Below are 14,648 nucleotides of genomic sequence, written 5' to 3' on the forward strand. Positions count from 1 at the left end.
GCGCCATCCGTAATCAGAGGATGAGACAATGTCCCTCCGACCCCCGGCGCTCGATCGCCGCACGCTTCTCCAATCCGCCGCATCCGTCGCCTTTCTGGCCGTCGTGCCCCGCGTGGCGCTGGCTGCCCCTGCGCCTGCAAGCGCCTTCCGCACAACCATCGATGGCTTCGCCGAACAGATCCTCGCGCTCAGCCCCGAAACGGCGACGTCACTCGGGCTGGACAAGGGCGCGCGCGCGCCCCTGAAATCGCAGCTTTCGGATATTTCGCCGGCCAGCAACGCGCGCTGGACGGAGCAGGTCAAGGCAATGAAGCAGGCGCTCGGCCGGATCGATCCGGCGACGCTCGATGCCGCCGACCGGCTACGCTACGAGACGATTGGCTATGCCGCCGACCGCGGCATCGACGGACTTGCCTTCCCCTATGGCGCAGGCGGCGCGGCCTCCGGCTTCCAGGGCGGGGCCACGCCCTATATCGTCAGCCAGCAGAATGGCGCGGTCAGCAGCGTGCCGGAATTTCTCGATTCCCAGCACCTGATCGCCACGAGGGAGGATTGCGACGCCTATGTCGCGCGCGTCGCCGGCTTCGCGCGGCAGATCGACCAGGAGACCGCCCAGATCAAGGCCGATGCGGCGCGCGGCGTGATGCCGCCGATTTTCATCGCCAAGACCACGCTCGGCCAGCTCAAGGGCTTCCGCGCGACGCCGGCGAGCGAACAGCGGCTCGTCTCCTCGCTCGCCACGCGGGCGCAGAAGGCGGGCGTGGCGGGCGATTGGGCGGCCCGATGCACGAAGCTGCTCGAAACCCAGGTCTATCCGGCGCTCGATCGCCAGATCGAGGCCTTCGCTGCCGCCACCGCTCGTGCGCCGGACACCGCCGGCGTGCAGCGGCTGCCCGACGGCGATGCTTATTATCACTGGGCGCTGCGCCTCGGCACCACCACGACGATGAGCGCGGAGGAGATCCACCGCACCGGCCTTGCCCAGAATGAGGAGTTGAAGGGGCGGATGGACGCGCTCCTGAAGCAGCAGGGGCTGACCAAGGGCACGGTGGGCGAACGCACCCAGGCGCTCAACAAGGATCCACGCTTCCTCTATCCGGACACCGACGCCGGCCGCGCCGAGATCATCGCCTATCTCAACGGCCGCATCGCCGCGATCCGTCCGCTGCTGCCGCAGCTCTCGCATCTCGGCCTCAAGGCCGACGTGATAGTGAAGCGCGTGCCGCCCGACATCCAGGACGGCGCGGCACTCGGCTATATGAATTTCGCGTCGCTCGACGGCTCGCGTCCGGCCATTTACTACGTCAATCTGAAGACGACCGCACTCTGGCCGAAATATCAGCTCGCCACGCTGACCGCGCACGAAGGCATTCCCGGCCATACCTGGCAGGGCGCCTATCTCGCCGAACATCATGCGGAAATACCGCTGATCACCTCGCTGATGGGCTTCAACGCCTTCATCGAGGGCTGGGCGCTCTATGCGGAGCAGCTCGTGGCCGAACATGGCCTCTACAAGGACGATCCGTTCGGCGAGATCGGCTATCTGCAGGCGCAGCAATTCCGCGCGTGCCGCCTGGTGGCGGATACGGGCCTCCATGCCCAGGGCTGGAGCCGGCAGCAGACCGTGCAGTTCCTGATGAAGGAGACGGGGCGCGGCGTCGAGGCGATGACCAGCGAGACCGACCGTTACTGCGCATCGCCCGGCCAGGCCTGCGGCTACAAGGTCGGCCACAACGAGATCATCCGCCTGCGCGAGAAAGCGAAAGCCGCGCTCGGCGCGAAGTTCGATCTTGCCGCCTATGACGATGCGGTAGTGAAGACCGGCGGCGTGCCGCTCACCATCCTCGAACGCGCCATCGACGCCTTCATAGCGGGGTAACACCTCCATCCGGCCTGCGGGAGACGGCCGGGGCGAGAGCGTGAAAGCGGCCCTCTCCTAATTGGAAGAGGAAATACGAAAAAGGGGCGGACCCTTGCGGATCCGCCCCCTCTCCCATCGACCTGCTGCTCGGGTTAGGCCGACAGGAATGCCGCCAACTCGTCCGGCGAAACGCCGCCGTCCTTGTTGGTGTCCGCCTTGGCGAAGGCGCTGCCCGTGGCGTTCAGCACCTTGGTGGCGGCCAGATTCGAGGCTTTGCTCGCCTTGGTCTTCTCGACGGCCTTGGACACGTCGTTGCCCTTGGCGGCCATCACCCACTCGCCGAATTCCAGCGGGGTGAGCTTGCCCGTGTTCTTGGTGTCATAGGTAGCCCATTTGGACTGCACTTCGGCGACGACGCTCGGATTGGGCGTCGGTGCCGCCGTGGCGCTGGCCGTCTGGGTCGTGCTCGGTTCCGGCGCGGACGCCGACTGGTCCGTGGTCGGCGCAGGGGCCGAGGCGGACTGATCTGTCGCAGACGTGGGCGCAGAGGCGGTCGTCGGCTGCGAGGTGGTGGTCGAAGCGGCCGGCGCGGTTGCGCTGCTGTCCGGGGTTCCCTGGCTGGCCGGCATATCCTGGGCGATGGCCACACCAGCGGTCGCGAGCATCGTCGCGCCGGCAAGGGCGATAAGACGATTCATAAATCTCTCCAATCTGATCTGCACCGGAGCGAGGGGGAAGTGCGCTGCGGTCTGGTGTGTCGAACGTACCGATTTCGAATCTGTTGCGGCTCCGTGACCTTCCTCTCCGATTCTCGCCCGTGAATCGTTCAGATTCTGCGACGAACCGACTTTGTTGAAGCCTTCGGGCACCTCTGCTACCCGGCGGGCTGACATTCCCTTTGCAGGACGCACGCATGATCCCCCGCTATTCGCGGCCCGATATGGTCGCCATCTGGACGCCCGAGACCAAGTTCGAGATCTGGTTCGAGATCGAGGCGCATGCGACCGACGCGCTCGCCCAGCTGGGCGTGGTTCCCAAGGATGCCGCCGAACGCATCTGGGCGGCGCATCGCGAGGCCGGCCCCTTCGACATCGAGCGTATCGATGCGATCGAGGCGGAAACCAAGCATGACGTGATCGCCTTCCTCACCCATGTTTCCGAGCGGACCGGCCCGGAAGCACGCTTCCTGCATCAGGGCATGACCTCCTCCGACGTGCTCGACACCTGCCTCGCCGTGCAGCTCGCCCGCGCCACCGACCTGCTGCTCGCCGATATCGACAAGCTGCTCGAAGTGCTGAAGCGCCGGGCCTATGAGCATAAGCTCACCCCCACTATCGGCCGCAGCCACGGCATCCATGCCGAGCCGGTGACATTCGGCCTCAAGCTGGCCGAAGCCTATGCCGAGTTCGCCCGCAACCGCACCCGCCTCGCCGCCGCCCGCGCGGACATCGCCACCTGCGCCATCTCCGGTGCGGTCGGCACCTTCGCCAACATCGATCCGCGCATCGAGGCCTATGTCGCCGAAAAGATGGGGCTGACCGTCGAACCCGTCTCCACCCAGGTGATCCCGCGTGATCGCCACGCGATGTTCTTCGCGACGCTGGGCGTCATCGCCTCCTCGATCGAGCGCGTCGCCGTCGAGATTCGTCACCTGCAGCGCACCGAGGTGCTGGAGGCGGAGGAATATTTCTCGCCGGGCCAGAAGGGCTCATCGGCGATGCCGCACAAGCGCAACCCGGTGCTGACCGAGAATCTCACAGGCCTCGCGCGCATGGTGCGCGGCTATGTGACGCCCGCGCTGGAGAATGTCGCGCTGTGGCACGAGCGGGACATCAGCCACTCCTCGGTCGAGCGCTATATCGGCCCCGATGCCACCATCACGCTCGATTTCGCGCTCGCGCGGCTTACCGGCGTGATCGACAAGTTGCTGGTCTATCCGGCGCGCATGCAGAAGAATTTGGACAAGATGGGCGGCCTCGTCCATTCGCAACGCGTGCTGCTGGCGCTCACCCAGGCGGGCGTGAGCCGCGAGGACGCCTATCGCCTCGTCCAGCGCAACGCGATGAAGGTATGGGAATCGGATGGCGCGCTTTCGCTGCTCGATCTGCTCAAGGCTGATCCGGAAGTGACGGCCGCGCTCTCTCCCACCGAACTCGAGGAAAAGTTCGATCTCGGCTACCATCTGAAGAATGTCGATACGATCTTCGATCGGGTCTTCGGATGAAGCATGGCCCGCGCTTCGCTCTGCGTGACGCGACAGCGGGCTGCCACGAACGGGTCGATGCGGCATTCGGCCGCTTCGACCTGGCCGATCGGGCCGGCTATGGCCGCTTCCTGAGCGCCCATGCGCGGGCCTTTCTGCCCGCGGAGGCGGTGCTCGACGCCGCCGACACCGAGACCGTGTTGCCGGACTGGTCCTCCCGGCGGCGAGCCGACCGGTTGAGGACGGACATGGCGGTGCTGGAGATCGCCGTCCCTCCGCCCCTCGCCTTGCCCCCTCCGGATAACCCGGCCGCAATATGGGGCATGCTCTATGTGCTCGAAGGATCGCGCCTCGGCGGCGCGATGCTTTCCCGCCGAATTGACCCTCGCTTTCCCAAAAAATACCTTAATTCAGATCAAAATGGTGCGGATTGGCGGAACTTCCTGCGCCAGTTAGAGGTTTCGCTGGATTACGCGGCCGCGCTTGCGGCCGCGACGATTGCAGCTGAGACCCTGTTCGCGCTTTTCGAACAGGCGGCATGGCTCGAATGGGAGGCCGCCACCGAGTGACGGAGAGCGCGTTCAAGGTCGATCTCACCAACTGTGATCGAGAGCCCATCCACATATTGGGCGCGATCCAGCCCTTCGGTTTCCTGATCGCGCTTTCGTCGGACTGGCTCATCTCCCGCGTATCGGCCAACATCGCCGGATTGCTCGGCCAAACGCCCGAGGATCTCCTCGGCACCGCACTGTCGCAATGGATCGGCGCGGAGGCAATGCACTCGATCCGCAACCGAATGACGATGCTGCGCGGCGAGGATGCCGCCGAGCGGATGTTCGGTATCGCCCTCGATCCGGGCGGAAGGCGCTACGATATCGCGCTGCACATGGCGGCCGGCGGCCTGGTACTGGAGTTCGAACCGAGCCCCACCAGCGGCGAGGGCGATCCGACCGGCACGATCCGGCAGATGATGAACCGTCTGGATCAGGCCGAGACGCTGCTCGCCTTCTTTCGCGAAGGTGCACGGCAGGTCCGCGCGCTGACCGGTTTCGACCGGGTGATGGTCTATCGCTTCGACGACACCGGATCGGGCGAGGTGGTGGCCGAGGCGGCGCGCTCCGGCATCGGCAGCTTCCTGGGGCTGCACTATCCGGCCACCGACATTCCGCAGCAGGCACGCACCCTCTACGTCCGCAATATCTTTCGTATCATCGCGGACGTCGCGGCGACGCCGGTTCCGATCGTGCCGCAGATCAACGCGCATGGCGCGCCGCTGGACCTGTCGCTCTCGGTGCTGCGCGCCGTCTCGCCGATCCATATCGAATATCTCACCAATATGGGCGTCGGCGCCTCCCTTTCGCTCTCGATCGTGATCGACGGCAAGCTCTGGGGCCTGTTCGCCTGTCATCACTATGGCGCGCGCCTGCCCGGGCTCGAGCGGCGCTCGGTCTGCGAGTTGTTCGGCCAGATGTTCGCGATGAAGCTGGAATCGCGCGAACGCCAGGCCGCGGCGGACTATCTGCGCACCGCGCGTGACACGGCCGACCGGCTGCTGACCGCGGTGGCCGGTGATGCCAGCCTGCTCGACGATCCGGTATGGCTTGGCGAGACGCTGTCGCGCGTCATCCAGGCGGACGGCATCGGCGTCTGGATCGACGGCCGGATAGCACTCTCGGGGATGACGCCGAACGAGGCCCAGTTTCGCGCGCTCGTCCGCACGCTCAACACCGCCGCCGCCGGCAAGGTCTTCTCCACGGACTGCATCTCGGCGATCGAGCCGGGCGGCCAAGCCTATTCGGAGGTCGCCGCCGGCATGCTGGCGCTGCCCATCTCCCGCACGCCGCGGGACTATGTGGTGCTGTTCCGGCAGGAAATCGTGCGGACGGTGCGCTGGGCCGGCGATCCCCGCAAGCCGGTGGAATATGGCCCAAACGGCCCCCGCCTTACGCCGCGCAAGAGCTTCGAGGCATGGTCCGAACTGGTGCGCGGCAAGTCACGCGCCTTCTCCGCCGCGGAAACGCGCGTCGCCGAAACGCTGCGCGCGACGCTGATCGAGATCGTGCTGCGCATGTCCGATCAGGCGCATGCCGAGCGCCAGCTTGCCACCGAGCGCCAGGATCTGCTGATCGCCGAGCTCAATCACCGCGTGCGCAACATATTGAGCCTGATCCGCGGGCTCGTCCGCCAGTCGACCGCCTCGTCCGGTTCGCTCGACGATTATATCCGCGACATAGACGGACGCATCCATGCCCTCGCCCGCGCGCACAACCAGATCACACGCGATCATTGGGGGCCCGCCTCGCTACGCGGCCTGATCGAGACGGAAGCTGCCGCCTATCTCGGCCAGCGCGCGGATCGGGTGGCGATGGGCGGGCCGGAAATCCTGCTCAACCCGCACGCTTTCTCGACGCTGGCGCTCGTCCTGCACGAGCTGATGACCAACAGCGCCAAATATGGCGGCCTGTCCGACAGCGGCCGGATAGACCTGCGATGGGATCTGGACGAGGATGGCGATCTAGGACTCTTCTGGCGCGAAAGCGGCGGTCCCGTGGTGCAGGCGCCTGTCCGGCAGGGCTTCGGCAGCGTGATCATCCACCGTTCCATTCCCTACGACCTCGGCGGGCGGGCTGAGATACGTTATGCGCTGACGGGGCTCGAAGCGGACTTCTGCATACCCGCGCGCCACATCGTGCGCGGCCGGATCGAGCATTCGGTGGAGGAGTTGTCCGTTCCCGAACCCGCCACCGATGCGATCACCGGTGCGGTGACGGCCCAGCCGCTCAGCGGGCTCACCGCTCTGCTCGTCGAGGATAGCCTGATCATCGCTATCGACGCCGAGGATATTCTCTACCAGCTTGGCGCAGCCCGCGTGCTGACCGCGGCAACGATTCGCCAGGCACTGGAGGAAATAGAGCGCGAGCCGCCATCGATCGCGATGCTCGACGTCAATCTCGGCGACCAGACCAGCCTGCCGATCGCCGACTGCTTGGCCGCGCGCGGCATCCCTTTCCTCTTCGCCACCGGCTATGGCGAGCAGGCTGCGCTGCCGCCCGCCTACGCCGCTGTCGAGGTGCTGCAGAAACCCTACACGATCGACGGCATCGCAGCGGCGCTGCGCCGGCTTACACCGCGCTGATCATGTTTCGACATGGATGAAGCATGATCAGAGCCTATCCCCCGAACAGCTCCAGCAGGTTGATCTGCCCGGTATGGGCGGTGACGCCGCCGTCGACCACGAAATTCTGCCCGGTGATGTAGGAGGCGTCCCGGGACGCGAGGAAGGCTACCAGGCCTGACACTTCCTCTACTCGGCCGGCGCGGCCCATCGGGATCTTGCCGTGCCATATCTCGCGAATTTCGGGCGGGGTCTGGCTGGTCGCGGGGGTCATGATCAGGCCGGGGCTGACGCAGTTGATGCGGATCCCGTCCTTCGCATGATCGAGCGCGACCGAACGGGTGAAATTGATCACGCCCGCCTTGGCCGCATTATAGGCATGAAAGCCGTAATCGGCGCCGACGCCGCAGATGGACGAGATGTTGATCACCGATCCGCCCGTCTTGATGATGTGCGGAATGGCGAAGCGGCAGCCGTAGAAGATCGAATCCAGATCGGTCGCCATCACATGATGCCAGATCGCGGGATCGATCGTGGTCACCTTGCCGAGCATGCCCGATCCGGCATTGTTGACCAGCACGTCGATCCGGCCGAATTCGGCGATGGTGAAATCGATCAGCGCCTCGATATCGGCGGGCTTGCTGACATCCGCGACCTTGTGGCGCAGCCCGTCCCCGCCGCCCATTTTGTCAACCTGCTCGGCCAGGGTGGCTTCGGTGCGTCCGGCGAGCACGACGCGCGCGCCCTCCGCGGCGAAACGTTCTGCGATGCTGGCGCCAATGCCAGCGGCCGCCCCGGTTACGATCACCACCTGATCCGTAAATCTGTCCATTCGCCTCTCCCCGGCCGGGTCTGCCCCGTCGCGCAGCACGAAATGCCCGTTCGGGCCGATCGGGTCGAGCCCGCACCTGCTGTGGATCACCGCCATTTTTGCGATTGTCGCGCGAGACGACACCGGGCGGGATCGCCAGAAAAAATCGCCGGGATGGACAGGCTCGTACGAACCGCGTCCATCCTGGTGCAGGCGATCACAATGAGCCCGCCCGGCCATGACCAGCGAAGAGCGGCAAAGTGCAAGATGAGCGAGGCTAAAACGTTCCGCATACGGATCGATCTCGACTTTTCTACGCTGCCGATCGGAGTCCAGCTCTATGATGGGCGGAGATTAAAGCGCTCAAAGGGTAAGAAATAAAAATAATAGGCGTGATGCCGCTCACAGTCCCCTGCGATCATCGTCCGCATAGAGGGCGCGACCGTTCGATCGTCATATATGGGGGACTGCTAGCATGAAAAGGTTCATAGCTGCTCTGGCCGCAACCGTCGGTGCGACTGCCATGATCGGCGTCGCGCACGCCGACACGTTCGTCAACGGAAGCTTCGAGACCGGAACCCTGCAAGGCTGGACCACGGGCGGCGGCTATTGGTACGGCGGGTCCTATCCGGTTCCTCAGGATTATCTGCCGGGCGGCAGCTCCTATTCGTCATCGGTGCAGAACAATACGGTCACGAACGCCGGATTCGACAGCTTCACCGACAATAATCTGCGTCTCGTCTATGCGGGCAACCACAGCGCGCAGGTGAATAATTCCGGCAGCGACTATTCGGTCTCGGTGCTCAGCCAGCGGGTGAACAACTATAGCGACCCGATCATCGCCTTCGCCTATGCTGCGGTACTGCAGGATTCGCACGGGCCGACGGATTCCGATGCGTTCATCATCACGCTGACCGACGCGACCACCAACGAGGTGCTGTACAGCTTCAACCTCAACTCGGCGACGGCACCCGGCACCTTCACCCAAAGCTCGCAGAACTGGTATTATACCGACTGGCTGACCCAGAGCATCGACGTCTCCGGCCGGAGCGGGCATGATTTCATCCTGTCCCTGCTCGCCAATGACTGCCCCTATGGCGGCCATGCCGGCTACGCCTATCTCGATGGCTTCGGCTCCGTCGTCGGCGGCGGCGGCACCGGAACGACCCCGACCGGCAGCTTCCAATATTGGGACGGCAGCGCGGCCGGCAACGGCGGCAATGGCGTGATCGATGGCGGTAACGGCGTGTGGGACGCGACGACGACCAACTGGACGGAGGCGACCGGCGCCACCAACGGCGCCTATACGCCCAATCCGGGCTCCGTCGTCTTCACCGGTACGCCCGGAACCGTCACCGTGGACGGCAGCAAGGGCGCCATCGCGATCAACGGCATGCAGTTCGCGGTCGACGGCTATCACATCGTCGGCGATCCGATCGAGCTGGGCGGCACCGTCGCCACCTTCCAGGTCGGCGACGGCACGGCGGCCGGCGCCGATTTCGTCGCCACCGTCGATGCGCCGCTGACCGGCAGCGGCGGCCTGACCAAGACCGATCTCGGCACGCTGATCCTCGGCGGAGTCAACACCTACACCGGCACGACGACAGTGACGGACGGCACGCTCGTCGGCTCGGCGACCAGCTTCGGCACCGGCGCGATCAACAACAACGCCAATCTGGTGATCGCCCAGCCGACCGACGCCACCTTTGCCAACCGCATCATGGGCGCCGGCAATTTCTACAAGACCGGCACCGGCACGCTGCAGCTCACCGGCATCAGCCCCTTCGCAGGCGCGACCACGGTGACCCAGGGCACGCTGCAGGTCGACGGCAGCCTCGAAAATTCGGTCGTGACGGTCGGCAACGGCGCGACGCTTGCCGGCCACGGCGTGGTCGGCGGCGTATCGGCCCAGGCCGGGTCCTTCGTCGCGCCGGGCGCGGCCTCCCCCGCCATCGCCACGCTGGGCGTCAACGGCAATTTCGCGCAGGCGGCAGGCAGCACCTATCAGGTGGACCTCACCTCGGCCGGCGCGAACGACAAGATCAGTGCCACGGGCAGCGCCACCCTGGCGTCGGGATCGAAGATCGTCGTCACCAAGCTCGACGCCGCCCGCTACCAGCTCGGCAAGCGCTATACCGTGCTGACCGCGGCCGACGGCGTTTCGGGCCGATATGCGCTGTTCGGCGACACCCATGTCTCGCTCTTCTACAATCTGATCGCCGATTATGATCCGACCCACGTCTATCTGGACGTCGCCCAGACGCGGTCCTTCGCGTCGGCCGGCGCAACGCCGAACCAGATCGCGGCGGCACGCGGCGCTGACAGCATCACCGGCCCGCTCCACGACGCGATCGGCTATCTCCAGACCGAAAGCGACGCACGCAGGGCCTTCGACGCCGTCTCGGGCGAGATCCACGCCACCGCCCGCGCCGCGGCGTTCGAGGACAGCCGCTTCATCCGCGAGGCGGTGAACGACCGGCTGCTCGACTCGTCCGATCCCAACAAGCTGTGGTTCCACGGCTTCGGATCCTGGGGCCATATGCGGGGCGACGGCAATGCCGCGCGCTACGAGCGCGACATTGGCGGCTTCTTCCTGGGCTATGACATGATCCGTAGCGGCTCGCTCAGGATCGGCGCCCTGGTCGGCTACGACCACAGCCGCCTCAAGCTGCCGGCACGCGGCTCCTACGCCACCGCCGACGATGCCCATGTCGGCGTCTATGCCGGCATCACCAGCGGCGCGCTGGGCGTCCGGTTCGGCGGCTCCTACACGCTGCGCAACCTGAAGACGACACGCTCGGCCGATTTCTCCGGCTATTCGGACACGCTCAAGGCCAAATATGAGCTCGGCATCGGGCAGGTCTTCGGCGAGGTCGGCTACAAGATCCCATTGGGTTTCGCGACGATCGAGCCCTTCGGATCGGCCGCTTATGTCCACCTGGATTCGGATCATGAGATCGAACGCGGCGGCGCGGCCCGGCTGGACGTTCGCGCCCAGGATTCGCACATGGTGTTCACGACGCTCGGCGCCCGCTTCGGTGCCACGCTGAGCTCGGGCGAAGGAACCACCGTCTCGCTCAAGGGCTCGGCCGGCTGGCGCTACGCCGCGAACGGCCGCAACAACCGGGCGGCGCTCTCCTTCGTCGGCGGCGACATCTTCTCGGTCGCCGCACCGCCGATCGCGAAGAATGTCGCCGCCGTCGATCTCGGCGCGGAGGCGAAGTTCCGTTCGGGCATGGTACTCTCCGTCTCCTATTCGGGGCAGATGGGTGACCGCCTGACCGATCATGGCGTAAAGGCGAGCCTGCGCCTGCCGTTCTGATCGAATAGCGAGAGACCCTCACCTCTTTCACCTTGTGCCGCTCGCGGAACCAGGATGGGGTGATGGTCTTTAATCATTTCCTTTTCTCTTTCCCAATTGCCCTCCACTTCCAGATCATCTTGCGTTTAATCTGGCCTACTCACGTCACCCACGTCACCCCAGCGGAAGCCGGGGTCACTCTCCACAGTCACCCGGCTCCCATTGGAGAGAGAACCAGCTTCCGCCGCAAGTGGAGTTCATCCGGAGCGAAGTCGAAGCACTGGCATGACGATTTTGATTTAAGGCCCGATTCTTTAGCCTCCGTACCGTCCGGCGAAACCGCCCGCCCCTGCCGTCTCGCCCCTCGCCCTTTCGGCAATCCCCGGGGTGATGAGACCGCTTGTCCATGGCAAGCAGTCCTCCCCCCGATCCGCTCTATCCTTTCGCCTGGGCCGATACGCCCGGCACACAGGATAGCTACTCACCACTGAACGGCATCGCCGCGTCGCCGGACGATGACGATCCGCTGCAGCTGCATCGCGACGAAGCGCGGGTGCGCCAGGCGGATGCGGATCTGGTGTCCGGCTGGAAGGCGGTGTCCGCGCCCTGGTTCGCCGCGCGGGGCGAGACGGCGGCGCGGCGCTGGCAGGAGATCCGGCAGGCGCTGGACGAGACGCTCAGCCGGCCGCTGGCTTCGCTGGAGAATGACCGGCAGCGGCGCCTGTATGGCGAGATCGCGGCGCTGCGCCACGGCGCCTGGCAGAATGAAGCGAGCGCCCATGCGACGCGCGAGGCGCAGGCCTTCAACGAGGCGGAGTCGCAGCGCCGGCAGGATCTGGCGCAGGGCGCGATCGTTCGCGGCGCGCGGCTGGGCGATGCGCGCGCGGTGGCGGAAGGCGAGCAGCGACTGATCGGCGAGATCCGCGGGCGCAGCCGCCGCCTGGGCCTCGATGCCGACGCGGCTGGCACGGCCGAGGCCGAGGCGCTGAACAAGGCACGCGCCGACGCCGCGGACCATCTCGTCGCGCATGATCCGCAGCGCGCGCGAAGCTGGGTCGACTGGCATCGCGGCCTGTTCGATCCGGCTACGACGGAGCGGCTCGACGGCTGGCTGCGGCCCTATGCGGCGGAGCAGGACGCAGGCCCCCTCGCCTTGTCCGGCCAGCCCGATGCGGCGGATGCGGCGGCGCCCGATGCGGAGACCCAGGCGGTCATCGACCGGTCCTGGGCGAAAGTGCTCGATCCGAACGCCGTCTCGCTGCGCGTCATCCCGCCGGCGGATCATGCGCGGCTGCCTGCGGAGCATCAGGCCGGGATCGGCGCGGCGATCGCGGCGAACCGGCGCGGCCGCGATCCCGACCCCGATCCGGCGCTGTTCCGGAGCCTGGCGGACAAGGCGCGGCAGGGCAGGCTCGAAGTTGCCGACGTGCGGCAGGCCTGGGGCAAGCTGCCGCTGCGGGACTGGCAGCAGGTGGATGGCTGGCAGCGGGGGAAGCCGGACCCATGGGCCAAGCCCGAAATCTCAACGGACGGAAAAGGCGTCGCCTATTTCGGTGACGAACAAACGCCGTTTCAGGGCCTACGGCCGGATATCGAGCAGGGCTATCTTTCGATCTGGACCGACATGACGTCCACGCCGGAGGATCTTCTCGCCTATGCAAAAGCCAATGGCTTCGAGATCTCCGAGGACGAAACCCGCAAACGCTACGCTCAACGCGATAAAGCGGGCGAAGCAGCCAGCCAGATCGAGTATCTCAACCGCCCCCGAACACTGACCGACCCAGGTGACGGCGCCCTCGGCGCGGCAGCACGCGGCCTCGCAGATCCGTTCAACTTTCTCGACGAGATCGGCGGCATCGTCGACTCGCTTGGCGGCACGAAAGGTCGTGAGAATATCTGGAACAGCGATCGGCGGTTCGGCGATATTCTCTGGGGCAATAGCGAGAAGAACCGCGCGATACTGGGTTTCGACGAGGCCCATCACCCGTGGGCACGCTTCGGGGGCCAAATCGCCGGATCGCTGCTCATTCCCGGCGCAGAGCTCGAAACGATAGGTCTGCGCGCCGCTACTTCAACGATGCGGACGACCGGTTCGCGTTATCTGGCAAAGCAGGCCGCGCGGGAAGCCATCGGCAGATATGTCCTGGGCACCGCGATCGCGGAGGGTGCCCTCAGCGGGCTCGGCGCGGGCGAAGGCAATCTCCGCGAGCGCTATCCGTCCATGGTCATGGGTGCCGCCGGCGGAGCGCTGGGCGGTACGGCCGCCGGGGCGCTGGGGCCGTTGGTCGGCCCGGGGGTAGCGCGCATACGCGGCATGCTGCGCGACGGAAATTCCGCGAGCGACGCCGCTGCGACAGCCATTTCTCCGGAAACGACACCGCTTGCAACTGCCGCACGACCTGCCGAGCGGGTCGCCATCACCGACGGTACCGCTCTCGACGTCACCGAGGCGCCTTCCGCTCCGCCGGTCCATTTTCCGCCGCAAGGAGCCACGGCCTCTTCCTTGCCTCCGGCCAGCTCGATAACGAGAGCGACGGACGACGTCGGCTCAGGTGGGCAAGCCATCATCCCCACCGATGGTAGAAACGAAGCCATCCGTCGCGCCCTGAAGAGCTCGGGATCAGGCCTCGCAGAGACTCCCGCCGTGCGCCACGGCGCTGTGAAACAGGCCCTGCCGATCGAAAACGGGGTGCTTAAAGCCATACAACAGGGGAAAAATCTGTCCAGCAATGCTGGCAACGCCGACACAACCCTACCTTTGAATGGCAAGTCCCTACCACTAGGAGCGCCGGGCGGCGAGGACGTCACATTCGGAAAATCCGTCAATGACGCAGAGGCTTATCCACTTCGTAATCACGAATCCATTCCACCCGAAAGATCGAAAGAATCGGATGACATACGCGTCACCAATCCAGGCCCACCTGCACATCCGAAGGCCTATAGCGTTCTGTTCGAAATGGTACTGGATCCCGTTGATTTTGGGAAGTACCGTGGGCTGCACTTCAGAAGGGCCAATGCCGCTCTCAAAGCATGGCTGGCATCCGATCCCGAAATGACCAAGTTTTTCGACGAGGCTTTCCCGGACTTCAGAGATGCGGTATCCGCCGTGAGAAGAAGATCGGCACCCGAAGGCTGGAGATGGGAGCATGCTTCCACGTCCACCACTAACGGCAGAGTTGGAGTCATGCGTCTTGTCCCTCGCGAGCAACATACGCCTGGCTCAGTGTGGTGGAGGACTATCCATCCGGATCCGGGCGCTCGCGGAGGCTATTCAGAATGGGCCATTCCAGCTGGCGCCCGCAAGAATCGGGTACGGCGCCGCAAGAAGCCATAACTCAATCTCTTCCCTGAATATCT

The 14,648-nt window shown here is 65.5% G+C and carries 8 protein-coding genes; 6 read left to right on the forward strand and 2 right to left on the reverse strand.

Annotated features, from left to right (window positions below; all coding sequences use genetic code 11):
* Nucleotides 1-28: 28 nt before the first annotated feature.
* On the forward strand, nt 29-1,879 hold the full coding sequence (locus tag GQY20_RS07070) for a DUF885 domain-containing protein (RefSeq protein WP_157216367.1): 1,851 nt from the start codon (nt 29-31) through the stop codon (nt 1,877-1,879).
* Between the two features lie 134 nt (nt 1,880-2,013).
* On the opposite strand, the gene GQY20_RS07075 is transcribed toward GQY20_RS07070, so the two are convergent.
* On the reverse strand, nt 2,014-2,559 hold the full coding sequence (locus GQY20_RS07075) for an EF-hand domain-containing protein (protein WP_157216368.1): 546 nt from the start codon (nt 2,557-2,559) through the stop codon (nt 2,014-2,016).
* Nucleotides 2,560-2,774: 215 nt separating this feature from the next.
* Here GQY20_RS07075 and purB point away from each other — a divergent pair, with 215 nt between their 5' ends.
* From purB to GQY20_RS07090, 3 genes are read left to right on the forward strand one after another with little or no spacing between them, the layout of a single operon-like run.
* Nucleotides 2,775-4,085 carry an adenylosuccinate lyase gene (gene purB, locus GQY20_RS07080; protein ID WP_157216369.1) on the forward strand — a complete coding sequence of 437 codons (1,311 nt, stop codon included), beginning with the start codon at nt 2,775-2,777 and terminating at the stop codon, nt 4,083-4,085.
* A complete protein-coding gene (locus GQY20_RS07085) occupies nt 4,082-4,633 on the forward strand; it encodes a biliverdin-producing heme oxygenase (RefSeq protein ID WP_198350863.1) in 552 nt (183 codons plus the stop codon). The genes purB and GQY20_RS07085 overlap by 4 nt, the downstream gene beginning before the upstream one ends.
* A complete protein-coding gene (locus GQY20_RS07090; RefSeq protein WP_408641058.1) occupies nt 4,630-7,200 on the forward strand; it encodes an HWE histidine kinase domain-containing protein in 2,571 nt (856 codons plus the stop codon). The genes GQY20_RS07085 and GQY20_RS07090 overlap by 4 nt, the downstream gene beginning before the upstream one ends.
* Before the next feature lie 34 nt (nt 7,201-7,234).
* Here GQY20_RS07090 and GQY20_RS07095 read toward each other — a convergent pair whose 3' ends face one another.
* Nucleotides 7,235-8,011 carry an SDR family NAD(P)-dependent oxidoreductase gene (locus tag GQY20_RS07095; protein ID WP_157216371.1) on the reverse strand — a complete coding sequence of 259 codons (777 nt, stop codon included), beginning with the start codon at nt 8,009-8,011 and terminating at the stop codon, nt 7,235-7,237.
* 454 nt (nt 8,012-8,465) lie between these two features.
* Between GQY20_RS07095 and GQY20_RS07100 the strand changes: the two genes are divergently transcribed.
* Together GQY20_RS07100 and GQY20_RS07105 are read left to right on the forward strand one after the other, a co-directional pair.
* Nucleotides 8,466-11,312, forward strand: coding sequence for an autotransporter outer membrane beta-barrel domain-containing protein (locus tag GQY20_RS07100; RefSeq protein WP_157216372.1), 2,847 nt, complete (start codon nt 8,466-8,468; stop codon nt 11,310-11,312).
* Nucleotides 11,313-11,697: 385 nt separating this feature from the next.
* On the forward strand, nt 11,698-14,625 hold the full coding sequence (locus GQY20_RS07105; protein ID WP_157216373.1) for a hypothetical protein: 2,928 nt from the start codon (nt 11,698-11,700) through the stop codon (nt 14,623-14,625).
* The last annotated feature ends 23 nt before the right edge of the window (nt 14,626-14,648 follow it).

This window comes from Flavisphingomonas formosensis (genome assembly GCF_009755815.1).
In the GTDB taxonomy this organism is placed as follows: Bacteria; Pseudomonadota; Alphaproteobacteria; order Sphingomonadales; family Sphingomonadaceae; genus Flavisphingomonas; species Flavisphingomonas formosensis.